This window comes from Rhizobium sp. BT-226, assembly GCF_025847085.2.
Lineage (GTDB): Bacteria > Pseudomonadota > Alphaproteobacteria > Rhizobiales > Rhizobiaceae > Rhizobium > Rhizobium sophorae.
Map to the genome: position 1 here is coordinate 167963 of NZ_JAOYTI010000008.1, position 23389 is coordinate 191351.

Here is a 23389-nt window from a genome sequence, read left to right on the forward strand (position 1 = left end):
GCCACTCAGGCGGCGCGCTGCTCGGCGCCTTGGATCGCGGCGAGCTTCCAGTCGGCGCTCGGCTTGCGCACGAAGGTCCATACCTCGGTGCTTTCGCTCGGGTGGCGATCGTCGCCGGAAACGATCCGGCCGCTGTCGCGTTCGACCATGGCATCGATCGAGGAATAGCGCATGGCGAGCGTCGCATATTCCTGACCATCCTCGCGCCAGGCCTCGGCAATATCGCCCTGCAGCAGCTTGACGTCGGAGACGCGGTTGCGCACGCCGTTGGTGGCGTTTTCGCCGAGTTCCTCGGCAAGATAGGACATGGCCTCAGGCGTCGTCAAGCGACGCAACGTGCCGTAATCTTCGGCACCGTAGGCGGTCTGCACTTGGGTCAGCAGTTCCTCGAACTGATCGAGATCGGCCTGCGCCAGCCCGATCTCGTCGCTCGGGCGGTTGCCGCGCGAGGACGAAGCTGAACCGGCGCCCGAACCGATCGCCGGAATCTGGAAGGACGAGTTGCCGGCAGGCGACATGCCATAGGATGGCTGGCCATAGGATTGTGGAGAGGATCGGCTCTGGCCGCCGACGCCGTAGGAAGGCTGGCGGCGGTTGGCGAAATAACGCATGGCGAGCATGACGGCACCGCCGATCAAGGCGATCTGCAGCAACATGCCGAGAAAACCGAAGCCGCCGCCGAAACCGTGGCCGAGCAGCATGCCGAGAAGGCCGCCGGCAATCAGGCCGCCGATCATCGAACGGCCGAATCCGCCGAACATTCCAGGGCGCTGAGCGCCGAGGGGCTGTTGCGCAGTGGCGGGTGCCGTGGTCTGCGAACGTGGCGTCATCGATCGTTCGATCGGTGCTGCGGTCCCAGGCGCGGTGTTGGTGACGGGCGGCGCCTGGAAGGTGCGCGTGCCGCGGCTTCCGAAACCGCCGCTTCCGGCGCGGCGCGCCTCGGCATCGTCAAGGGAAGCAAAAACGGTAGCGCTCGTCAGAGCGGCAATGGCCGCGATCTTGGCAAAACGCGAAACGGCACTCGGCATTCCTGATCTCCTGTCATGCGCAATCACGGCATGTCGAGATGTAATATAGGGACTCTTTCCGCCGTGTGAAGCTCTTCGGCGCCATTACTGGCAGACGTCGACCCAGCTGGCGCCGGTCAGCTCCGCTAGCCGTCCGGTGGCGATGCGCACGGCCGAGTTCGTCGAGCCGGCCGCCGGCACGACTTCATCGAAGCGTTTCAGCGAGATGTCGCAATAGATCGGCAGCGGCGAGGGCAGGCCGAAAGGGCAGACGCCGCCGACCGGATGGCTGGTGACCGCCACCACCTCCTCTGCGTCGAGCATGCGCCCCTTGGCTCCGAACGTGTCCTTGAACTTGCGATTGTCGAGCCGCGCCGTGCCGCCGGCAACGACCAGCATCATCTGCTCGCCGACGCGCAGGCAGATCGTCTTGGCGATCTGGGCCGGCTCGACGCCATGGGCTTCGGCGGCAAGCGCCACCGTCGAGGAGCTTTCGGCGGTTTCGATGATTTCGATATCGGGTGCGTGGGCGTGCAGGAAGGCGCGGACGGATTCAAGGCTCATGACGGTGATGCTAGACCAGGAAACACGCGATTTGAAGCGTAAAAGATGACGATCGAAACCGCCGCTTGCAAGTCGTGCGGACATCGTCATAATAATTTTGCACACGTGCTCAATTTTGTCATTCGGCCGTTACGTTCAACCCCTAGAGCGGGATACGCCACGTTTTCGTGGGGTTTTCGGAACGGCCGTCACGCAACAGTGATGACCCGTCAAGAGGCCTCACACTGCTCTTCCAGGGAGACGAAGAAGATGACCATTTTGCCGACATTGAAATCCCTTGCCGTCGCAGCCGCCATCCTGGCTTCGACCTCTGCAATTGCACTCGCCAAGGACGTTCACATCAGCGTCTGGGCCGGCGGTACCGGCCCGAACGACGTCTATCGCCTCGACGCCATCGAGATCGCAGCCCAGCAGCTGCAGCGCGAAGCTGCGCTGAAGGGCGAAGAGCTGAAGATTACCGTCGAAAAGAAGCCTTATTCGGCCTGGGAGGACTTCAAGCAGGCGCTGACCCTTGCCGCCGAAGCCAAGACCGCCCCGAATATCGTCGTCAGCGGCCATGAAGACATCGCACCATGGTCGCAGGCAGGCCTTATCGTTCCGATCGAGGATTATGTCGATCTCGACTCCTGGCCGCTCAGCGACATCTATGAAAACCTGTTGGAGATCGCCTCTTACAACGGCACCGTCTACGGTATCCCGCAGGACGCCGAATCCCGCCCGATGTTCTTTTGGAAGCCTTACATGAAGGCGATCGGTTACAGCGATGCCGATCTGGACGCGCTGCCGCAGAGCGTCCAGGACGGCAAGTACACCATGAAGAACCTGCTCGAAGATGCCAAGAAGATGCAGGACAAGGGCCTCGTCCAGGCCGGCTATGGCTTCTATCCCCGCACCAGCAACGGTCCCGACTATTGGCAGTTCTACACCTCATTCGGCGGCACGATGGAAGAAGACGGCAAGCTCGTTTTCGACAAGGCCGCGATGACCCGCACCTATCAGTTCTTCGCCGATGCCGTGAAGGCAGGCGTCACCAAGAAGAACCACATCGGCATGCCGGGCGACCAGTGGTGGAAGGAAGTCGCCACCGGCAAGGCCGGCATCTGGCACGGCGGCACCTGGCACTATGCCCGCCTCGTCAACCAGGAAGGCCTGAAGGACTTCTTCGGCAACGTGATCTTCACGCTGATCCCCGCCGGCGAGGGCGGCAAGGCCAACACGCTGACCCACCCGCTCGTCTACCTGCTGACCGCAGGTCACAGCCAGGAAGACACCGAGATCGCCGCCCAACTGGTCAAGATCGCCTCAGAGCCACGCACCAACGCGCTGCATGCGGTCAAATCAGCCCATCTCGGCATCTCCAAGTCGGAATCCACCGTCGACTTCTACGCGGCCGACCGCTGGACCCGCGAAGCCACCGAGCGCCTGCTGCCGCATGCCAATGCGATGCCGAACAATTCCGATTTCGGCAAATATTGGAACATCATGTGGAAGAACCTCGAAGCATCCTGGACCGGCGCCAAGACCGTGGACGCCGCGGTCGGCGATGCCGAGAGCGAGCTGAAGAGCACGCTCGGCGACAAGATCGTCATCCGCTAAGATCGACTCTTCCGGGCGGCGGCACCGCCGCCCGGTCGGTTCGCGATGAGGGGGCTTCCATGAAATCGTCCAGAACGCTCGGGCTGGTGATGATCGCGCCTGCGGCGATCATGACCGTCCTGTTCTTCCTGATGCCGGTGGTTCTGACGGCGGTCTTCTCGATGACCAACATGACGACGGCGACCGGCATTTCCGGCGGTGCCTACCAGATCGCACCCAATTCCCTGGTCGCGCTGAAATCGGCAATGCCCGACATCGCTGCCGAGATGGCCGAACCGCGCTACACGATCGACGATGCAGGCCTCACGGCCGTCGAGGGCCTCGGGATGGCGCCGGGGATTGCCGCGGAATTGCGCACCAAACATATGGGCGAGGTCTTCCCGGCACGCCGCGACGTCGAGCGCATGATCAAGGATCTTGCCGAGCGACCTTCGACACGCGAGGTCAAGCAGATCTCCGAACAGTTCAACCGCTCCGTCCTCAACACCCGTTTCGACAGCAAGGAGCAGCTGTTTTCGGCGCTGGACAGTCTGGGTTTCGCGCTGACGCCGGAGCAGAAGGAAACCGTCGCCAGGGTCACCTATACCGGCTGGACCTGGACGACCGACAATTTCTCACGCATGGCCAGCTCGCCCGACATGGCGCGTGTACTTTTCAATACCGTGCTCTACGTCGCGCTGGTGCTGATGCTCTTCAATGTCGGTTATGCGCTGCTGCTCGCCATCTGGACGCATTACATGCCGCCAACGCCTGCCTCGATCTTCCGCGGCATCTGGCTCCTGCCGCGCATCACGCCCGTCGTCATCTACGTCATGCTGTGGAAGTGGCTCGCCTGGGACAGCGGATTCATCTCTATCCTGATGGGCAAGTTCGGCTATCCGCCGAAGAACTACCTGCTCGATACCGCCTATAATGCCTGGTTCTTCGTCGTGCTGATCAACGGCTTCATCGGCGCCTCGATGGGCATGCTGGTCTTCTCCTCGGCGATGAAGGCCATTCCGAAGAGCCAGTTCTATGCGAGCGAGGTCGACGGCGCCTCGCGCTGGCAGCAGATCCGTTACATCATCCTACCGCAGATGCGCTGGCCGATCCTCTTCGTCACGTGCTATCAGACGCTGTCGCTGCTTGCCTCCTTCAATGAAATCCTGCTCGCCACCAATGGCGGGCCGGGCAACGCGACCGAGGTCTGGGCGCTCTCCGCCTATCACACCGCGCTCAGGAACTATGCCGGCAACCTGGAATACGGGTTGGGCGCCGCTATGGCATTGGTGCTCGTCGTCATCGGTGTGATGCTGTCGCTCCTCTATCTGCGCGTCTTCAACTACGGCACGCTTGTCGCCAAGCCCCTGATCGAGGATTGACCATGGCCGAACGATCGCAGCCCTCGGCAAATTATCGCAGCTGGCCTGTCATATCGGCGCTGACCATCGTCAGCCTGCCGCTGCTCCTGATGTATGTCTATCTCTTCCTCGACACAGTGACGGTGAAGCAGCCGGATGCCTTGCTGCCCTCCGGCTTGACGCTCGAGCACTGGCGTTTCCTGTGGCAGACGACGGCGGGCAAGGCGAACATCTGGCAGGTCACTGTGAATACGCTGCTCTTTGCAACCTGCACCACCAGCGTCGTGCTCATCGTTTCGTCGATGGCAGGCTATGTGCTGTCACGGCTGAACGTGCCGGCACGCGGCTTCTTCCTTGCCGGCGTCATGGTGCTGCACGCCTTCCCGTCGGTAACGCTGATCATCGCCATCTTCATCGTGCTGCAGATGATCGGCCTCTATAATTCGCTGATCGGCGTCATCCTGGTGAAGGCGGCGATCGACCTGCCGCTCGGCATCTGGCTGATGAAGGGCTTCTACGATACGGTGCCGTGGGAAATCGAAATGGCCGGCGTCGTCGACGGCGCCTCGCGCTTTCGGGTCTGGCGCAGCCTCGTGCTGCCGCAGGTCAAGCCCGGCATCATGGCGCTCGGCCTGTTCTCCTTCCTCTCCGGATGGGGCGAATTCATCCTGCCGCAGGTGCTGGCGCCGGGCAATCAGGTGCAGGTGCTGTCGGTCTATCTCGCCGGCTTCCTCGCTGACGACAACAATTACGATTTCAACATGTTCAAGGCAGTCGGCCTCTTCTACCTCTTTCCGGTGCTGATCGCTTACGCGCTCTTCAACAAATACCTCATGAACATCTACGGCGGCGGGAGCAAAGGCTGATGCGCATCCTCCTCGACAATTTCTCGAAGAGCTTCGGCTCCACCAAGGTCATCGAGAATATGCAGCTCGAAGTCGGCGACGGCGAGATGCTGGCGCTGCTCGGCCCTTCCGGCTGCGGCAAATCGACGACGCTTTTTGCGGTCTGCGGCATTCACCGGCCGACCGGCGGACGCATTCTCTTCGGCGATCGTGACGTCACCGACCTGCCGAGCCAGGCCCGCAATGTCGGCGTCGTCTTCCAGTCCTATGCACTCTATCCGCACATGACGGTTGCCGAGAACATTGGCTTTCCGCTGAAAGTGAAGGGCATGCCGGCAGCCGAGATCCGCAAGGAAGTCGACCGCATCGCCGCCCTCGTTCACATCGGCAACCTGATGGGCCGCAGGCCGGCCGAGCTTTCCGGCGGCCAGCAGCAGCGTGTGGCGCTGGCGCGCGCGCTGATCCGCAAGCCCGATGTGTTGCTGCTCGACGAGCCGCTCGCCAATCTCGACGCCAAGCTGCGCCTCGAAATGCGATCGGAAATCCGCCGCCTGCAACGCGAAACCGGCATCACCGCCATTCTCGTCACCCACGACCAGGTCGAGGCGATGAGCATGTGCGACCGCATCGCCATCATGAAGGAGGGCGAGATCGTTCAGATCGCCACGCCGGCCGAAATGTACAATGATCCGAAGACCGCCTTCGTCGCCGGCTTTCTCGGCAATCCGCCGATCACCTTCCTGCGCGGCGTCGTGGACAAGGGCGCCTTCACAATCCCGCAAAGCGAGATCCGCGTGCCGCTGCCCGATACCATCGGTGCCGCCGAAGGTACCAAGCTGATGCTCGGCGTCCGGCCGGAGCATTTTACGCCGGCAGGCGACATCGCCGTGCCGGGCAAGGTCACCTTTGCCGAAACGCAGGGCCGCGAGAACCTCTACGACGTGGCTCTTGCCGGCGGACCGCTGCTGCGCTCCATCCAGCCGGTGCGCAGCGATATACACGTCGGCGACGACGTCCGCTGGGCGATCGACAGCCGCGGCGTGTTCGTCTTCGACGAAAATGGCAGGAGGCTCTGATGACCCGCGATTTCTCGGCATTTTTCCAGCGTTACGGCTGGCCATCGGGCAAGGGCCGGCTTCCCTTCTGCATCGGCCATCGCGGCGCCAGCGGCCATGAACGCGAGAACACGATCGCTGCTTTCCGCCGCGCCGCCGAACTCGGCGCTGAGATGTGGGAGCTCGACACGCAGCTGACCAAGGACGGCGTGGTCGTCGTCTCGCATGACGATCACCTCGAGCGCGTCTTCGGCATCGACCGGCGCATTTCCGAGATGACGGCGGCAGAGCTCGCCGGTCTCGACGGCGTCGACGTGCCAAGTTTCTCGGAGGTGGCCGCGCTCGGCCGCGAGACCGGGACCGGTCTCTATGTCGAGCTCAAGGCGCCTGGGACCGGCATGCGCTGCTGGCAGCACCTTGCCGAGATGAACCAGCGTTTCGCCTGTCTCGGCTCCTTCGATACGGCGCAGGTACGCGAACTTAGCGACGCGGCCTGCGATTTTCCGCTTTCGGTGCTGGTCCGGGTCGGCCACGATCCGCACGCGCTCGGCGACGAGGCCGGTGCCGATATCCTGCATCTGTGCTGGGAGAGGGCAGGCGAACGTCCGCAGGATCTCGTAACAGACGCGCTGATGCGCCGCGCCTTCGATGCGGGCCGCGAGATCGTGCTCTGGCACGAGGAACGGCCTGCCGTTCTCGATGACCTCATGAAGCTTCCGGTTCTCGGCATCTGCACGGATCTGCCCGATCTGATGCGGCCGTCGGCAGTCAAGGAAAAAGCAGTTGGCAGACAGGGATAAGGGACCGCGCAAGGTAACCTCCTTCGACGTGGCGCGTGTGGCCGGCGTCTCGCGCGCCGCCGTGTCGCGCGCCTTCACGCCGGATGCCAGCGTCTCGCCGAAGACGCGCGAGAAGGTCTATCAGGCCGCCAAGGAGCTTGGCTACCGGGTGAATTATCTCGCCCGAAGCCTGACCAACAAACGCTCCGATCTCGTCGGCGTCGTCGCCGCCGGCCTCGACAATCCGTTCCGCACGCTGCAGATCGAGCATCTGGCAAGAATGCTGCTCGCCCGCAATTTCCGCCCCATCCTGCTGCCGACCTCGCCGGAGGCGGATACTTCGACGGTCATCGGCCAGCTGCTGCATTACGCCGTCTCAGGCGTCATCGTCACCTCGGACGCGCCGCCGACCGAAATTTGCGAACAATGTGCGGCCGAAGGCGTGCCGATCGTGCTGATCAACAAGGGCAACGACATCCCCTTCGTCGACCGCATCATCTCTGACGACCGCATGGCCGGCCATCTCGCCGCCACCCACCTGATCGATAACGGCGTGCGAAAGCCCGCCGTGATGGCCGCCCCTGCCATATCCTATACGGCGCGGCGGCGCAGCGAGGCCTTCATCGCACGCTGCAAGCAGCTCGGCGTCGAGGCGCAATTCCTGCAGGTCAGGATCAACGACTACCGGAGCGGTTATGATGCGGCAGCCGAACTTGCCGCATCCGGCATCGATGGGCTGTTCTGCGCCAACGACTACATGGCCTGCGGCGTGGTCGACCGCGTCATGCAGGGCCGCAGCCGTGATGATGCGCCGCCGCTTTCCATCATCGGTCATGACGACATTCCCCAGGCGAGCTGGACCGCCTACGACCTCACGACCATCCGCCAACCCTGCGACCTCCAGGCCGAACAGACCGTCGACCTGCTGATGAGCCGGATGGCCGAACCTGATCTGACGGCGCGTGTCGAATTCACGCCGGTGACATTGATCAAAAGAAGGACTGCCTGATGAGTTCCGCATTCGATGCCGCCGCCATCCGCGCACGATCAGAGGTCGCCATCTCAGTCGCCCTCAAGGTCGGACGGGAAGCGGCCCGGTTTCGGCGCGACTCCAACCCCGGCACGCTCGCCATTGAGAACAAGGGATTGCAGGATTTCGTCACCATCGTCGACAGGCGGGCCGAACAAGCGATCCGCGACGGGCTCATCTCGCGCTTTCCCGATGATACCTTCATGGGCGAGGAGAGTGGCGGAGGATCGGGCGAGGGCGGCACCTGGGTTGTCGATCCGATCGACGGCACGACCAACTATATCAGAGGCTTCCGGCACTGGGGCGTCTCGATCGCCTTCGTCGCCGGCAGCACGGTCGAGATCGGCGTGGTCTACGATGCCACCGAGGACAAGGTCTTTCACGCCATCCGCGGCGGCGGGGCCTTCAAGGACGGGCTTCCGGTCCATGTGGCTGCGACCGCCGATCCGGCCCATGCGCTGGTTATTCTCGGCCATTCCCGCAAGACGAGCTTCGACGACCATCTGGCGCTTTTGCGGCGGCTCCACGAACGCGGCATGGACTATCGCCGCATGGGCGCGGCCGCCATCGACCTCGTTCGCGTCGCCGAGGGTGCCGCCGATCTCTACTATGAACGCCACCTCAATGCCTGGGACATGCTTGCCGGCGCGCTGATCGCCAAAGAGGCCGGCGCGATGGTGGCGATGCCGCCGGTCTACAAGCTACTTGCGCAAGGCGGGCCTGTCATCGCCCATTCGCCGGGGCTTGCCGGCGAATTCGCCTTCATCCTCGACATCGAGGGGCTCTAGATACACCGTTCCCAGAGACGCGACACCCGATTGGGGAACTGCGAGCGCTACGAAACAACGCGATTGCGGCCGCTCTTTTTAGCCGTGTAGAGATTCTGATCGGCGATCGCCAAAATCTCGTTCGGAGACTTGCCAGACAGGGCACTGGCAACACCGATGCTGATGGTGACGTTCAGCCCGTTGCAGATCTCGGACCAATCCCACTGTTCAATGGCCGAACGCAGCTTTTGGCAGACATCGGCGGCGCCTCGGGGAGCGCCGGCGAGCAGGACGGCGAATTCCTCGCCGCCAAAGCGAACTGCCTGATCGGTAATCCGCAGCTGGCTGCGCAATATGGCTCCAATGGTACTCAGGACCCGGTCGCCGATCATGTGAGAGAAGTTGTCGTTGATCGACTTGAAGTGATCGACATCCAGCATCGCAATGGAATATGGACGCTTCTCAGATGTCAGCGCCTTAAAGCGGCTGTCGAGATATCTGCGATTATAGAGCCCGGTCAGTGCGTCCAGATAGACGGCATTGGCAAGGATATCGGTTTGCTCCTGCAATTTCTGATAGGAGGCCTCCAGCGTTTCTGCGCGCTTTGACTCCGTTTCGGCAACTTCCTTGAACCGCTTCGTTTCATAGTAGATTTCGGCGAGACGTGCGCGCCGCTGGGTTCTCTCGGCGCTATTGCGCAAATAGGCCTGGTGGTATTTTTTATGGGCCGCCAGCGCCGGATCGAACTGTCCCAGCCCCTCATAGGCCTGCGACAGATAAAGATAGATCTGGATACAAGAATCGAAACTGCCGCCTGCGTCGATCAGCTCCATCGCCTCGAGGAGCGGCGACAGGGCTTCTTCGAATTTTCCGGAATTGTTGTAGATCTGGCCCAGGGTGTAGAGATATTGCTGCCTGTCCCTGACATAGCTGTTCTCTTGGAATAGCCGGTAGCGGACCATGCACTGGAGCGCTTCGTCATGTTCGCCCAGGTGACTGTGGAATTCGGCTTTATTGCCGAGACAGATGCGAGCAGCCCAGTTGTCGCCGGTCTCGGTTGCGATGTCGAGCGCCTGTTCGGTCAGTTCCAGCGCTCTGACCAGCATCTGGCGTCCTTCCCCTGGCTGGCGGAGCGCCTCCGCGATATATCCGCCTTCCGAATGAGCGCCGCCGAGATTGATGAGCCACCAGCATTCATAGGTCTTGTTGCCGATCATTCTTGCGAGCTCGACAGACCTCTCGCTCATCAAGATGGCCCGGTCGGGCTGCTTGTTGTACCAGAAGATAATTCCAATGACGTTGGTCGCCAGGCTTTGCGCTTTCAAGTCTGCGGTCTTGTCGGCCAGATCCAACGCGCGGGTGGCTTCTTCGATCGCTTCCTCGGGCAGGCCCAGTTCCAAGAGCAACCATCCGGAATAAGCCCGGGCATAAGATTCCTGTTTGGGTTCCTCGTTTGATTTCCAGAAATCTACCGCCCGGCGGACATGCGTCAGTCCAAGTTCGGCCTTGCCGATCTGAAAACAGTACCAGGCAATGTCGGTGTCGCATTGAGCGGCGAGCCGATCGTCGCCCCGCGCCTTGGCATCGGCAAGAATTTCGCCGGCCAGTGTGAGTGCCTCAACCGACCGGCCCGTACACCCAAGATGCCACGCTTCCTGCAAGCTGGAATGTGCTTGTTGCGCAATTGCTTTAGTATCAACAACTTGCATATCGAACACCAACATTTGTCTGCTGGATATGCATAGCATCATAAGCTTAAAATGATGCAAATTACGCAAAACATGCGACTAAGAGCATAATGCCGAAAAGTGTGATCGGTTTTTGGACGACATCATGCTCGAACGCTCGCCGGTTAAACCGCTATGCGGCACCGCCAGGCCCGTTCGGTCGCCGGCGCCTCGTCGGTCGTGATCTGATCCGGCTTCAGGGCGATCAGCGCCTGGAAGTTGCGCCATTCCTCTTCGCTGAAACCAGCCTCCGGATCCTTCAGGGTGAAGGTCCAGGCATCGACACGCTTGCCTTCGTCCTGGCAGAGCGCGATCATATCCAGCCCCGCATTGGCGGCATCAAGGATCAGCGGCCAGTGGAGGTAGATCGTGTCCGGTTCGGTCGGGCCGCGCAGGTCAGCGCACAGTTCCGTCTCGACCGCCTTCCAGCCGTTGGCCATCCTGATATCGTAGAGCTTGTTGGTCGGATCGATGCCGCGCAGGAGATGGGGAAGCTTCTCCTTGACCGCGACGATGAGGTCGAGACTGTCGCCACTGACGATCACCGAGGCGGCGATATCACGGAAATGCGTGGCCAGATGCGCGACGCCCCTGGCGCCGATCGCTTCGTAGTCGTCCTTCATGTCGAATTGCAGCAAGGCGGCTGGATGCGTCGATTGCATCATGGCGGCCAGATCCTCGCTGAGGATCAGCGGCCGGTCGCCCCCTTGCATCCTGATACCGCTGAGGTCACTGACGCTCTTTTCGGCGACCGGTCCATGACCAGTCGTTTCACCTTCGAGTTCCTTGTCGTGCAGCACGACGAAACCGCCGTCGGCGCGGACGCGCAGATCGAGCTCCATCGAGGCGCCCGCCGCAAAGCCCTCCGCCATTACTTCGGAGGAAAACAGCGGGTCGGAAAACCGCTTGCGCAAGCGGTGCCATTTCAGGCGGGTGCGATGCCCCTCATGCGAAATCTCCAGCCCCTGCGCATCCAGCAATCTCGTCATTTGCACCAAGTCTCCGCGATGCCACTTTCCTGCCTTGACGAGACGTGATTATCAAGGGCCGATATGGATTTCATCGACTATAGGCCGCGGATATCGCCTCCGAAGCGGCTGCTATATCCGCGGGGTGGCCGGACTGCCTGAGGGCCGCGCCATACGCCACGACATTCGAGAGCACCGGCTGGAATGCAGCGCGCGGACCAGTATGGTTCAGCCGCACGAGACGGGCCGGCGCGGTTCCGACACCTTCGGTCAGTTCGACGCCCAGCCGTTCGGCGGCGGTGATCAGCGCGGCAGGCGGCAGCGCTTCTGGCACCGGCACTGCCGTGACCAAGTTCGAAGCCTTTGCTGCCGACACCCATGCCGGGGCTCCGAGTGCGGCAAGCCCCGCCCGTGTCGCCGATGCCGCCAGCACATGGCGGGCGACTACATTCTCCAGGCCTTCGGCCTCGATGCGATCGAGCGCTGTCTCCAGCGCAAAGAATTCCAGCGGCGCTGGTGTTCCCGGAAGGCCGCGCCGGCCGCCGTCGATCCAGGTCTTCAGATCAGCCAAAGACAAGATCGACTCGCGCGGGGCGCCGTCTCTGAGGATCAGATCCCAGGCGCGGCCGCTGACCGAAATTGCGGACACGCCGGCCGGGCCCCCGAGCGCCTTCTGTGGCCCAATCACCACGATGTCGATGCCGAGATCGCCGACTTCGAACTGATGGCCGCCGACCGAGGCGACCGCATCGACGACGGTGACGATGTTGCGAGCCCGGGCAAGCGCCAGTATTTCGGGCAGGGGGTTGAGAATGCCGCTTGCGGATTCGGCATGAACCAGCGCCAGCACATCGATGTGAGGACCGGCGTCGAGCGCTTTTGCAACGGCTTCGATCTCGATCGGCAGGCTCGGCTCGGCGACAACATCCTCTACCGTCGCGCCACCCCGCCGCAGCCATTGCCCGAACCAGCCGCCATAGAGGCTGGTGATGATATTGAGTGCTGAAAGGCCGGGGCGTGCAAGGCTGACGGCGGCCGCCTCCAGCGCCACCACCGCCTCGGCCTGCACCAGCACTATGTCGTTGCGGCTGCGCAATATGCCGCCGATCCTGTCGGCAAGGACGGCGTAACGCTCCGCGGGATAGGAGGGCACGCCATGCAGGGGATTCCAACCAAGATCGGACATGGATACTTCCTTCAGCAAGGATCGGTCACGAGACGGGGGACGGCAGCAACGAGCGCCTGGGCGGCCTCCGATTGCGGCCCGGCAACGACCGCCGATGGCGGGCCGGTCTCGACGATCCGCCCGCCATCCATAACGGCGATGCGGTGGGAGACGGCGCGCACAACGGCAAGATCGTGCGAAATGAACAGACAGGCAATGCCCTGTTCTTTCTGCAGATCGACCAGAAGCTCGAGGATCCTGCCGCGCACGGTCACATCGAGCGCCGAGACCGCCTCATCGAGCACCAGCAGCGAGGGCCGTGTTGCCATCGCACGCGCAATCGCCACGCGCTGCCGCTGGCCGCCGGAGAGTGCCCGCACCGGACGGCCGGCATGATCTGCGGTGAGGCCGACTCGCTCCAGCAGCTCGACGATCTCCCCGGGGCGCCGGTCTTTTGCGACGCCGTGGATGCGAAGCGGATCGTCGAGTGCCGCACCGACGGTCGCCAGCGGATTGAAGGCGGCGAGCGGATCTTGGAACACCATCTGCATGCGCCCCCGCCGGCGGCGCAAAGGCGCGCCGTTCAGCGCGAGCCAATCCTCTCCCTCGAAGCGGATCGAGCCGGCGTCGGCCGCAACAAGCCGCAGCAGGATGCGCGATAACGTCGATTTTCCACTGCCGGAGGCGCCAACGAGACCGAGCGTTTCCCCAGGCGCGATCGTCAGCGACACATTGTCGAGAGCGGCAACCTGGCGACCCGCAGAAGAAAACCCTTTCGACAGGTGTTCGACGGAGAGCAGCACATCGTTCATGGCAGCGCCTCCGCGATCAGCGGTGGCGTCGCGAGATCGCGATGGCTGGCGATGAGGGCGGCGGTATAGTCGCTCTCAGGCGCCGAAAGCACCGAACGGACGGGGCCTGCCTCGACCAGCCTCGCATTGTGGAAAACGGCGATGCGATCGACAAAGCCGGAGGCCAGCGCGATATCGTGGGTGATGAAGAGCAGCGTCATGCCGTCCTCGCGCACCAGCCCGTCGAGCAGGCGTACGATCTCGGCCTGGACGACGACGTCGAGCGCGCTGGTCGCCTCGTCGGCGATCAGCAGCGCAGGCTTCGCAGCGATGGCAGCGGCGATCGCCACGCGTTGGCGCTGGCCGCCGGAGAGCTGATGCGGAAAAGACCGCATCGCCCTGTCCGGCTGCGGTATTCTCACCCGCTCAAGCAATTCCTCGGCCCTGATATAGGCCTGTTTCCAGCTGAGGCCGAGATGGCGCCTGGCGCCCTCGGCAACCTGCTCGCCGACCGTGAGGACGGGGTTGAGGCTGGAACCCGTATCCTGGAAGACGAAGCCGAAATCGCGCCCCGGGCGGGGCGGATGGCCAAGGCCGGGCCAGAACATCTCACCGCCGACCTTCGTTCCCTCCGGCAGCAGACCGGCAAGCGCGCGGGCAAGCGTGCTCTTGCCGGAGCCGCTTTCGCCGATGATCGCCAGCCTTTCGCCGGCGACGATATCAAGATCGATATTGTCGAGCGCGGCCGCGCCGTTCCCACTGCGCCCGTAGGTGACCGAAAGCTGCCGCAGGCTACAGAAGACGCCGCTCATGCCGCCCTCACGCCATTGTCGCCAAACGCCTTGCCCAGACCCTCGCTGAAGAGATGGACGCCGAGCACGGTCACGGCGAGGGCCGCCCCCGGTATGATCGAGAGATAGGATGCCGAACGCAGCACGCTGCGACCCTCGGCGATCATCGAACCCCAGGTGGCTATATTGGGATTGCCGAGGCCGAGGAAAGACAGCGCTGCCTCGGTGAGGATCGCGCCAGCGACAATGGTGGCGGAGAGCGCCAACACTGGCGGCAGCGCGTTCGGCAGAATTTCCCGGAAGGCGATCTCGGCTGGATGCATGCCGATCGCCCTTGCAGAGGCGACGTAATCCTGCTCGCGGATCGCCAGCACCTGCGCTCTCGTCAGCCGAGCCGGATCGGCCCAGGTGCCAAGCGCAATGGCAAGGACGACGACAGGCGTCGAGACCCCGATGGTGCTGACGAAGGCAAGGGCGAGCAGGAAGCCCGGCACGATCTGAAAGGCATCGACCACGCGCATCAGCGCCTCGTCGACGAGGCCGCCGGCAAAACCGGCCGCCATGCCGACGCAGAGCCCAAGGACCATGGCCGCAAACGCAGCCGTCAGGCCGACGGCAAGCGAGGTTCTGGCACCATAGAGCAGGCCCGCCAGCACGTCGCGGCCGAGACGGTCGGTGCCGAGCGGAAAACCTGGATCGGTGAACGGCGCCAGCAGGGCGCGGCCGGCAATTTTCAGCGGATCGCCCGGCGAAATAACGGGAGCGAGCAGCCCGGCCAAAAGCAGGACGAGAAGGATCGCAAATCCTGCAGCACCTTCCGGCGTGCGTAGCAGGCGCCGCAGCCAGCTCATGCGCCGCCCTCCGAAGCGCCGATGCGCGGGTCGAGCGCGGCATAGACGAGATCGACGAGGAAATTGACCGAGATGACGAGGACGGCGCTGGTGACGATGATGCCCATCAACAACGGCGCGTCACGACCATTGACCGCCTCCTGCGCCAGCCGCCCGAAGCCCGGGATTGCAAAGATGCTCTCGATCACCACGCTGCCGCCGAGCATGGCCGCCGATTGCAGCCCGAGCATGGTGACGAGCGGCAGCAGCGCGTTGCGGGCGACATGGCGCAGCACGATCCGGCTCCGCGACAGCCCCTTGGCCCGAGCGAAGAGCACGAAATCGAGCTTCCAGGCCTCGGCCATGCCGCTGCGCATCACCCGCAGGAACAGAGCGAGATAGATGAGGGCAAGCGCGCCAACCGGCAGAACCAGATGATCGGCGATATCGAGTGCGCGCAAAAATCCTGTCTTTCCCGAAGCGATCGTCTCAACGCCGGCGATCGGAAACCAGCGCAGCTTCACCGAAAAAGCGATGATCAGGACCAGGCCGAGCCAGAAACTCGGAATGGCATAGACGATCAGCGAGCCGATGGACAGCAGCCGGTCCCGCAGACTGCCCGGGCGCGCGCCGGCAAGGATGCCGAGCGCCGAGCCGAGACCGAAGGACAGCGCCGTCGCGCTGCCCATCAGCAGCAACGTATTGGGCAGGCGTTCGGCAATGAGCGCACCGACCGGCCGGCCGAAGGCGACCGACCAGCCGAGATCGAAGCGTGCGAGTGAGGAAAGATAGAGCCAGAGGCGCGCGAACATCGATTGGTCGAGGCCGTAGCTCTCGCGCAGCGACTGCCTAAGTGCGGCATCGCCGCCGCCGATCGAGCCGAGATAGGCGTCGACGGCATCGCCCGAGGCGGATTCAAGCAGGAAAAAGGTGAAGATCACCACGATTAGCAGCACCGGAATGCTGCTGATCGCCCTGCGCCTCAGGAGGATGATGGCTCGTTTCACGCCTGACAGGGCCTCTGGAAGGGAATTGCCGCCGATCCTATCACGATTGCAGCGCGGTATCGCCCCAGTTCGAAACGGCCCAGCGCGGATTGTCCGCGACGTTGAGCACGGTGTCGCGCGCAACGGTGATGAAGCCCCATTCCGCGACGTTGATCAGCGGCAGGTCAGCGACGACGAGCTGCTGGAATTTGCGGTAGAGATCGGTGCGCGCCGCCGTGTCGATGGTTTCGGAGGCTTGCTTGATGATCTTGTCGAGCTCCGGATTGACGTAGCCGCCTTGGTTGGAGAAAGGCACACCATCAGGGGTTCCGGACTGAACGAGAATGGTGGTCGAGATCGCCGGATCGCCGCGGAAAACCGGCGGACCGACGGCGAGGTCGAAGTCGTGGTCGGTATAAACAGCCTTCTGGTGTGCGGCCGCATCGGCATTGACGATCTCGGCATTGATGCCGATCACCGCGAGCGCCTGGCGAAGGTAATCGCCGAACTGCCGGGTCTCGTTGAAATAGGGCGCGGGGCGAAGCTTCAGCGTAAAGCGGTTGCCGTCAGGCCCTTGGCTGTATCCTGCCTTGTCGAGGATATCGTTGGCGGCCGCAGGGTCGAACGCATAGGTCGCGACATCGGGTGTATAGAACTCCGGCGCATTCTTCGGCACCGGGCCGGTCGAGGCCGCGGCATGACCGAGGAAGATGGTGTCGACCACGAATTTCTTGTCGATCGCCTGCGCGATCGCCTGCCGCACCCTGAGATCCGCCAGTTCCTTGCGACGATGATTGATCTCGACGACGAGCTGATAGGTCAGAGCCTCATAGCCCTTCGAGATCACCTTGATGCCGTCGACCTTCGAGATCCGGTCGAGATCGGCCAGCGGCACCGCCGAGAAGGCGGCGAGCTGGATTTCGTCTGCTTCGAGTGCTGCACCCGCCGACTCGCGATCGGGCAGCACCCGGAAGATGATTTCGTCGAGTTTCGGCTGCTCCTTGTCCCAGTAATTCTCGTTGCGCGTCAGCCGGTAATATTCGCCGGGCTTGTGCTCGGCGAACTTGAACGGACCGGTGCCGATCAGCGTGTTGTTGGCCGGGTTGGTGGCGATGTCGGTGCCGTCGAAGATGTGCTTGGCGACGACGCTGGTGACGACAGGCAGTGCGTTGCGGATCAGCTGGAACGGCGTCGGCTTGGAGAAGCGGAAGATGGCGGTGTAATCATCGGGCGTATCGACGGCTTCGAGATTGGCGAAGACCAGGCGGCCGAGATTCTGCAGCGGCTTCCAGATGTTGAGCGCGGAGAAGGCGACATCGACCGAGGTGAACGGCTTGCCATCGTGCCAGGTGACGCCGTCGCGCAGCTTGAAGGTGACCGAGAGGCCGTCATCCGAGCCCTCCCAGGAGGTGGCGAGGCGCGGTGAAAGCCCGTCCTTGCCGTCGAACGACGCTTCGGCCAGCGGCTCGATCACCTTGCTGGCGACGAAGAAGACGCCGTTCGAGGCGACGATGGCAGGATTGAGGTTCTTCGGCTCGGAATCGGCCGCAACGATCAGCCGGCCGCCGCCCCGGGTGGTCTGCGCGGTCTGGGCGAGCGCCTGCCGGGCGAGCGCCGTCGAGGCAAGCAGCAGGGCGGTGCCCTTCATCAGCGTGCGCCGCGAGATAGATGGGACGGTCATGACCCCTCCTGATCAGTGAACAATTCGCCGCACTATATTCGCGGCGAAAAGATCATTGCGACAGATATTAAATTCGAATGCGCCGACCGGGCGAGATATTTTTCTGTCCTGTGCGCATTCGCCACTGCATAATTCTAAGGAATTATGCAGTAATTCAAAGTGTTACAGCGACCTTTGCGCGTCTAAAAGACGCGCGGTGCTGTAGGCAATCACTGCCGGTCAGCCGCCGGCGGCAAGTCTGACCGGTTCTCCGGCGAGGTTGCGATAGGCCGCCCCCGGATGTGGCGCGACGAGCCGCGGCCCCGCTCCCCCGAGTTTTTCCCGCAACGTTCCCTTGGCGTAGTCGGTCTTGTAGACGCCGCGCTTTTGCAGTTCCGGCACCAGCAGATCGACGGCATCCTCGAAACTCTCGGGCGTCACGGCATAGGCAAGGTTGAAGCCGTCGACATCGGTATCCTCGATCCATTCCTGCATCAGATCGGCGACCGTTTGCGGCGAGCCGACGAAAACAGGGCCGAAACCGCCGACGCCGACCCAGTCGGCCATTTCGCGCACCGTCCATTCCTTGGTGGGATCGATGGTGGTGAAGGTCTCGACGGCCGATTGCACCGCATTGGTATGGCGGTGCCGCAGCACTTCGTCCGGCCCGAACTGGCCGAAATCAATGCCCGTCCAGCCGGAAATCAGCGTCAGCGCGCCCTCGAAGGAGGCGTATTTGCGGTATTCGTTGAACTTCCGCTGCGCCTCCGCATCGGTTTCGCCGAGGATCACCGTCTGCAGGTTGAAGGCAAGGATTTCACGCGGGTTGCGGCCGACGCGTTCGGCCGCCTCGCGGACATTGGCAACGTAACGTTTCAGCACGGCTTTCGATGGGGATGCGACGAAGATGCACTCGGCATGGGCGCCAGCGAAATCCTTGCCGCGGCTGGAAGCGCCGGCCTGGTAGAGCACTGGCGTGCGCTGCGGCGAGGGTTCGCTCAAGTGGATGCCGGGCACGCTGAAATGCTTGCCGGAATGGCGGATCGGGTGGACCTTGCCAGGATGGGTGAAGATACCGCTTTCCCGGTCGCGGACGACCGCGTCGTCCTCCCAGCTTCCCTCCCAGAGCTTGTAGCAGACCTCGAGATATTCCTCGGCGAGGTCGTAGCGGTCATCATGCTTGGTCTGCGCCGGCTGGCCGATATTGAGCGCGCCGCTGTTGAGATAGGAGGTGACGATATTCCAGCCGACGCGCCCCTTGGTCAGGTGGTCGAGCGTCGAGATGCGGCGGGCGAAAGTGTAGGGATGCTCGAAGGAGAGCGATGCCGTCAGCCCGAAGCCGAGATGCTCGGTCTCGTAGGACATGGTCGGGATGAGCTGCAGAGGATCGTTGACCGGCACCTGCGCCGAATGGCGAAGGGCGGCATCGACATTGCCGTTCAGCACGTCGTAGACGCCGAGCACGTCGGCGATGAACAGGCCGTCGAATTTGCCGCGCTCCAGCGTCTTTGCCAGATGCACCCAGTAGTCGAGATCCTTGTAGGTCCAGGATTTGTCGCGCGGATGGCGCCAGAGCCCCGGCGACTGGTGTCCGACGCAATTCATGTCGAAGGCGTTCAGCCTGATTTCGCGGGTCATGTCTTTCTTCCTTGAAATTAGGGATTGCTGCGGCCGAGGCCGTAGGTCAGCGCTAAGGCGCCGACGAGCACGGCGCCTTTGACGAAATCCTGGGTGTAATAGGGGGCGTTCAGCATGGTGAGACCGTTCAGCAGCACGCCGACGAAGACCGCGCCGGCAATGGTGCCGAGCACGTTTGGACGCCGCAGGTTGAAGACGGCGAAGCCGATCAATGCGGCGGCGACCGAATCCATCAGCAGCGAGCCGCCGGAGGAGATATCGCCGCGCCCGACGCGGGCGGCGATGACAATGCCACCGAGCGATGCCAGGGTGCCCGATATGACATAGGCGAGCGTCTTCAGCCGCACCGTCGAGGCGCCGGCAAGCCGGGTGGCGACCTCATTGCCGCCGGTCGCAAACAGCAATCGGCCGATGCGGGTGCGCTCGGTGAGGATGAAGAGGACGACGGCGACCACCGCCATCAGCACCACGGAAACGGGCAGGGTGCCAAGGATGCTGTAGCGGCCGATCAGCAGGAAGGCCGGGTCGTAGGCGCCGGTCGCCTTCGATCCATCAGGCAGGGTGAGGCCGGCCGAAATCGATCGGCCGGCGGTCGGGATCAGTTGCAAGCCGGAAAGCAGGAACATCATCGCCAGCGTCGCCAGCAGATCCGGCACCTTCAGGCGGACGATGAGGAAGGCGTTCACGAGGCCGATCAGGGCGCCAAAGGCGAGCACCAGCGGCACCGTCGCATAGGCATCAAGGTGCCAGACGATCATCGCATAACTCGCCGCCATCACGCTCGATGCGGCGACCGCGCCGATCGACAGGTCGAAACCGCCGACGGCCAGTGTGACGGTGACGCCGGCGCCGAGGATGGCGACGACGGACACAGCCTGCAGGATGCTCATCAGATTGGCGATATTGATGAAGGCGGGTTGGGCAATAGTGAAGCCGACGATGAGCAGCGCCAGCAGGATGAACACCGCGCCCGCCCGGAGAAATGCCCCGAAGGCGGCAAGACGACCATTATCGGCTTGCGGCGATGCCTTCGGCCGGGCGCTTGCCTGTGGAAGAGTGTCGTCGTCGATCGTCGTCATGCGGATATTCCCTGGATTGCGGAGGCAAGAGCGGCCCCGTCTGCCGCAGGCCTCAACACGTGGCGGTCGATGACGAGGATGCGGTCGGCCACTTCATAGGCCTCTTCCGGGTCGGAGGTCGCGATCAGCGTCGCCCGGTCGGTGCGGGCGCGGATTGCGCGGATGATGTCGTGACGGGCGCCGACGTCGACACCCTGGAAGGGTTCGTCGAGCAGCAGCAGCCGGCTCGGCTCCGCCTCCCAGCGGGCGATCACCGCCTTCTGCTGGTTGCCGCCGGACAGCGACCAGATCGAGGCGAGCGGACCGGCGGCCTTGATGCCGAGACGGGCGATCGCCTGCTCGGCCTCGTGTCGCTCGCGGCCGCCGACAAGGAAACCGCGCGGATACCATTTGCCAAGATGCGGCAGGCTGATCGTCGCCGACAGCGAATGGCCGGGCCATGCCGGCGGCATCAGCGAGGAACGATGGCGGTCTTCGGCCGCCATCGCCACACCTGCGGCGATCGCCTCGGCCGGGCCTTTCGGCCGATAGGGCCGGCCGCCGAGGAACATCGCGCCGCCGGCAAGCGCCGTCACCCCGAAGATTGCCGACAACAGTCGGCTCTTGCCGGCGCCGAGCACACCGGTCACCGCCACCACCTCGCCCTCATGCAATGACAGATCGAAGGAGGCGGCCCCAGAGAGCAGGCTGATATCGCGCATCTCGAAAATCACTGGTCCGGTCGCAGGCCGCGCATCCGGCCGGGCCGCATCCAGCCTGCGGCCGATCATCGTCTCGATGGCGCTCGAAAAATCGATCGGCCGCGAGAAGGTGCCGACGACGCGGCCGCCGCGCATGACGAGCGCACGGTCGCCGATCGCTTCGAGATCGGCGGTGCGGTGCGAGATATAGAGGATCGCGAGGCCGCGCTTACGAAGCCTCAGTAGAATATCGAAGAGACGGCGGCTTTCCTCTCCGGAAAGGCTCGCCGTCGGCTCGTCGAGGATGAGGAGATCGGCGCGGTTGGCAAGCGCCCGGGCGATCGCCACCAGTTGCCGGTCGGCGCTGGTGAGGTCGCCGAAATCACGGTCGAGCGGCAGGCTGAAGCCGGCGACATCGAGCATGGACTGCGCGGCACGGCGGATGCCGGCACGCGAGACGAAAAAGGGCGTGCTACGATCGGCGAACCGGTTGAGCAGCAGGGCGTCGGCAACACTCAGGCTGGCTGCGCCGACGAGATCTGTCGATTGGTGCACGGTGACGACACCGGCCCTTGCCGCTTCGGCCGGGCTGCGCGGCGCAAAGGGACGGCCATCGAGGCTGACCGTGCCGCCATCGGCGGGAAGCACGCCGGAAAGGATCTTTACCAGCGTCGATTTGCCCGCGCCGTTTGCCCCCATCAGCGCCACGATCTCGCCGCGCTCGATCGAAAGATCAGCACCGGCCAGCGCCCGCGTCGACCCGAAACTGCGGGTGATATTTTCAATGTGAAGAAGCGGCATCGACAAAGGTCCGGGACTGCATTCGAAGCCGGAGTGTGCCCTGTCCCAGCGGTGGAACTCCAGGCACGCCTTTCCCTCACAAACTGTCCTCGAGAAACAAAGAATCTCCCGCAGCCCATAAAATCGGATCATTTACTCTACTAAAAACATAGAGATTATATCTAAATAATCCGACGCGTCGCGAGGGCTGCCAGACCTGTCAGACGACGCTCCGATTGCTAAAAGGAACGCGACGATGAAATCCCTCGCACGGCTCGCACTGTCTGCCGCCGTCATTCCGTTCATTTTCATTCAAGGCGCAAGAGCCGACGGCCTGTCCGGCGCTCCTGCCCCTTTCGACAAGGGCGGCGTCAAAGTAGCACTGATCAGCTACATCTCGGCCGGCGATTTCTTCCAGGCCTACCAGGCAGGGGCTGAAGCCCAGGCCAAGGCGCTGGATATCGACCTGCGCATCTTCCCCGGCCGGCAGGATGCCGCCGAACAGCGCGAGCAGATCTTGCAGGCGATCAATCTCGGCGTCTCCGGCATCGTCATCGACCACGGCCTGCCGGAATCGCTCGGCGACGTCGTGCAGCAGGCGCTCGACAAGGGCATCAAGGTCGTTGCCTTCGACGTCAACCTCAACAATCCCAAGATTCCGCAGGTGGAGCAGAGCGATCACGAACTCGCATCATTGGCGCTCGAACAGGTGGTGAAAGACAACGGCGAGAACTTCAACGCCGGTTATGTCTATGTCGCCGGCTTTGCGCCGCTCGACCGCCGCAACGAAGTCTGGGACAAGTTCAAGTCGGACAATAAAGGCGTGATCGAAAAGGCCCGCTTCGGCAATGTCAGCGACACGACGGCGACTTCGACCGCCGATCAGGCGAAGGCCGTGCTGACCGCCAATCCCGATATTTCGGTCGTCTTCGCCCCCTATGACGAATTCGCCCGCGGCGTGAAGCTCGCCGCCAACGATCTCGGCATATCAAGCAAGCTCAAGATCTATTCGGCCGACGTCTCGACGGCCGATATCCAGGAAATCACCGAGGAAGGCAGCCCTTGGGTCGCAACCGTCGCGACCAATCCTGCCGTCGTCGGCGCCGTTTCCATTCGCGTCGCAGCACTCGAAATCGCCGGGCAGACGGTTCCCCACCAAATCACCGTGAAGCCGACGCTTCTGACGCAGGAAAGCCTGCGCGCAGCCGGCGTCAAGACGATCGAGGAACTGGCCGAAAAGATCCCGGCCTTCAGCACGAGCGATGCGGCGACCGCCAGCTGGATCCCGGACAAGCTGTTCTGAGACCACGC

21 protein-coding genes are annotated in these 23389 nt (G+C 63.1%); 8 read left to right on the forward strand and 13 right to left on the reverse strand.

Annotated elements, in window-relative coordinates; translation table 11 throughout:
• Nucleotides 1-5 precede the first annotated feature (5 nt).
• Both OIU37_RS33035 and OIU37_RS33040 read right to left on the reverse strand, forming a co-directional pair.
• On the reverse strand, nucleotides 6-1028 hold the full coding sequence (locus OIU37_RS33035) for a Tim44 domain-containing protein (RefSeq protein ID WP_264259908.1): 1023 nt from the start codon (nucleotides 1026-1028) through the stop codon (nucleotides 6-8).
• An 84-nt stretch (nucleotides 1029-1112) separates the two neighbouring features.
• Complete coding sequence (locus tag OIU37_RS33040) at nucleotides 1113-1571, reverse strand: YbaK/EbsC family protein (protein ID WP_168307795.1); 459 nt, start codon at nucleotides 1569-1571, stop codon at nucleotides 1113-1115.
• Between the two features lie 249 nt (nucleotides 1572-1820).
• Between OIU37_RS33040 and OIU37_RS33045 the strand changes: the two genes are divergently transcribed.
• Genes OIU37_RS33045 through OIU37_RS33075 form a run of 7 tightly spaced genes read left to right on the forward strand, consistent with a single transcriptional unit; the run spans nucleotide 1821 to nucleotide 9004 of the window.
• Nucleotides 1821-3167 (forward strand): extracellular solute-binding protein, encoded by a 1347-nt coding sequence (locus OIU37_RS33045; protein WP_180695556.1) that lies wholly within the window; start codon nucleotides 1821-1823, stop codon nucleotides 3165-3167.
• Nucleotides 3168-3226: 59 nt separating this feature from the next.
• Entirely contained in the window at nucleotides 3227-4528 is a 1302-nt protein-coding gene (locus OIU37_RS33050) for a carbohydrate ABC transporter permease (protein ID WP_264259909.1), read from the forward strand.
• Between the two features lie 2 nt (nucleotides 4529-4530).
• The gene (locus OIU37_RS33055) at nucleotides 4531-5373 is read left to right on the forward strand and encodes a carbohydrate ABC transporter permease (RefSeq protein WP_180695554.1); all 843 of its coding nucleotides are present in this window, start codon (nucleotides 4531-4533) and stop codon (nucleotides 5371-5373) included.
• Complete coding sequence (locus OIU37_RS33060) at nucleotides 5373-6428, forward strand: ABC transporter ATP-binding protein (protein WP_264259910.1); 1056 nt, start codon at nucleotides 5373-5375, stop codon at nucleotides 6426-6428. Before OIU37_RS33055 ends, OIU37_RS33060 begins: the two co-directional genes overlap by 1 nt.
• A complete protein-coding gene (locus tag OIU37_RS33065) occupies nucleotides 6428-7207 on the forward strand; it encodes a glycerophosphodiester phosphodiesterase (RefSeq protein ID WP_264259911.1) in 780 nt (259 codons plus the stop codon). The genes OIU37_RS33060 and OIU37_RS33065 overlap by 1 nt, the downstream gene beginning before the upstream one ends.
• Nucleotides 7191-8195 carry a LacI family DNA-binding transcriptional regulator gene (locus OIU37_RS33070; protein ID WP_264259912.1) on the forward strand — a complete coding sequence of 335 codons (1005 nt, stop codon included), beginning with the start codon at nucleotides 7191-7193 and terminating at the stop codon, nucleotides 8193-8195. Before OIU37_RS33065 ends, OIU37_RS33070 begins: the two co-directional genes overlap by 17 nt.
• Nucleotides 8195-9004, forward strand: a complete 810-nt coding sequence (locus OIU37_RS33075; protein ID WP_180695550.1) for an inositol monophosphatase family protein — start codon at nucleotides 8195-8197, stop codon at nucleotides 9002-9004. The genes OIU37_RS33070 and OIU37_RS33075 overlap by 1 nt, the downstream gene beginning before the upstream one ends.
• 47 nt (nucleotides 9005-9051) lie before the next feature.
• On the opposite strand, the gene OIU37_RS33080 is transcribed toward OIU37_RS33075, so the two are convergent.
• The 11 genes from OIU37_RS33080 to OIU37_RS33130 all read right to left on the reverse strand — a co-directional run bounded on the left by OIU37_RS33080 (nucleotide 9052) and on the right by OIU37_RS33130 (nucleotide 22099).
• Nucleotides 9052-10707: a diguanylate cyclase gene (locus tag OIU37_RS33080; RefSeq protein WP_264259913.1), complete on the reverse strand. Its 1656-nt coding sequence runs from the start codon at nucleotides 10705-10707 to the stop codon at nucleotides 9052-9054.
• A 128-nt stretch (nucleotides 10708-10835) separates the two neighbouring features.
• Entirely contained in the window at nucleotides 10836-11699 is an 864-nt protein-coding gene (locus tag OIU37_RS33085; RefSeq protein WP_264259914.1) for a glycerophosphodiester phosphodiesterase family protein, read from the reverse strand.
• A gap of 70 nt (nucleotides 11700-11769) precedes the next feature.
• Nucleotides 11770-12864: an alanine--glyoxylate aminotransferase family protein gene (locus OIU37_RS33090; protein WP_264259915.1), complete on the reverse strand. Its 1095-nt coding sequence runs from the start codon at nucleotides 12862-12864 to the stop codon at nucleotides 11770-11772.
• Nucleotides 12865-12875: 11 nt separating this feature from the next.
• On the reverse strand, nucleotides 12876-13655 hold the full coding sequence (locus tag OIU37_RS33095; RefSeq protein ID WP_264259916.1) for an ABC transporter ATP-binding protein: 780 nt from the start codon (nucleotides 13653-13655) through the stop codon (nucleotides 12876-12878).
• On the reverse strand, nucleotides 13652-14446 hold the full coding sequence (locus OIU37_RS33100; RefSeq protein WP_264259917.1) for an ABC transporter ATP-binding protein: 795 nt from the start codon (nucleotides 14444-14446) through the stop codon (nucleotides 13652-13654). Before OIU37_RS33100 ends, OIU37_RS33095 begins: the two co-directional genes overlap by 4 nt.
• A complete protein-coding gene (locus OIU37_RS33105; RefSeq protein ID WP_264259918.1) occupies nucleotides 14443-15276 on the reverse strand; it encodes an ABC transporter permease in 834 nt (277 codons plus the stop codon). The genes OIU37_RS33100 and OIU37_RS33105 overlap by 4 nt, the downstream gene beginning before the upstream one ends.
• On the reverse strand, nucleotides 15273-16262 hold the full coding sequence (locus tag OIU37_RS33110; RefSeq protein ID WP_264259919.1) for an ABC transporter permease: 990 nt from the start codon (nucleotides 16260-16262) through the stop codon (nucleotides 15273-15275). Before OIU37_RS33110 ends, OIU37_RS33105 begins: the two co-directional genes overlap by 4 nt.
• Nucleotides 16263-16302: 40 nt before the next feature.
• The gene (locus OIU37_RS33115; RefSeq protein ID WP_264259920.1) at nucleotides 16303-17922 is read right to left on the reverse strand and encodes an ABC transporter substrate-binding protein; all 1620 of its coding nucleotides are present in this window, start codon (nucleotides 17920-17922) and stop codon (nucleotides 16303-16305) included.
• Nucleotides 17923-18141: 219 nt separating this feature from the next.
• On the reverse strand, nucleotides 18142-19539 hold the full coding sequence (locus OIU37_RS33120; protein ID WP_264259921.1) for an LLM class flavin-dependent oxidoreductase: 1398 nt from the start codon (nucleotides 19537-19539) through the stop codon (nucleotides 18142-18144).
• 17 nt (nucleotides 19540-19556) lie between these two features.
• Nucleotides 19557-20618: an ABC transporter permease gene (locus OIU37_RS33125; protein WP_264259922.1), complete on the reverse strand. Its 1062-nt coding sequence runs from the start codon at nucleotides 20616-20618 to the stop codon at nucleotides 19557-19559.
• Entirely contained in the window at nucleotides 20615-22099 is a 1485-nt protein-coding gene (locus OIU37_RS33130) for a sugar ABC transporter ATP-binding protein (protein WP_264259923.1), read from the reverse strand. The genes OIU37_RS33125 and OIU37_RS33130 overlap by 4 nt, the downstream gene beginning before the upstream one ends.
• Nucleotides 22100-22334: 235 nt before the next feature.
• Here OIU37_RS33130 and OIU37_RS33135 point away from each other — a divergent pair, with 235 nt between their 5' ends.
• Nucleotides 22335-23381, forward strand: coding sequence for a substrate-binding domain-containing protein (locus OIU37_RS33135; protein WP_264259924.1), 1047 nt, complete (start codon nucleotides 22335-22337; stop codon nucleotides 23379-23381).
• Nucleotides 23382-23389 lie beyond the last annotated feature (8 nt).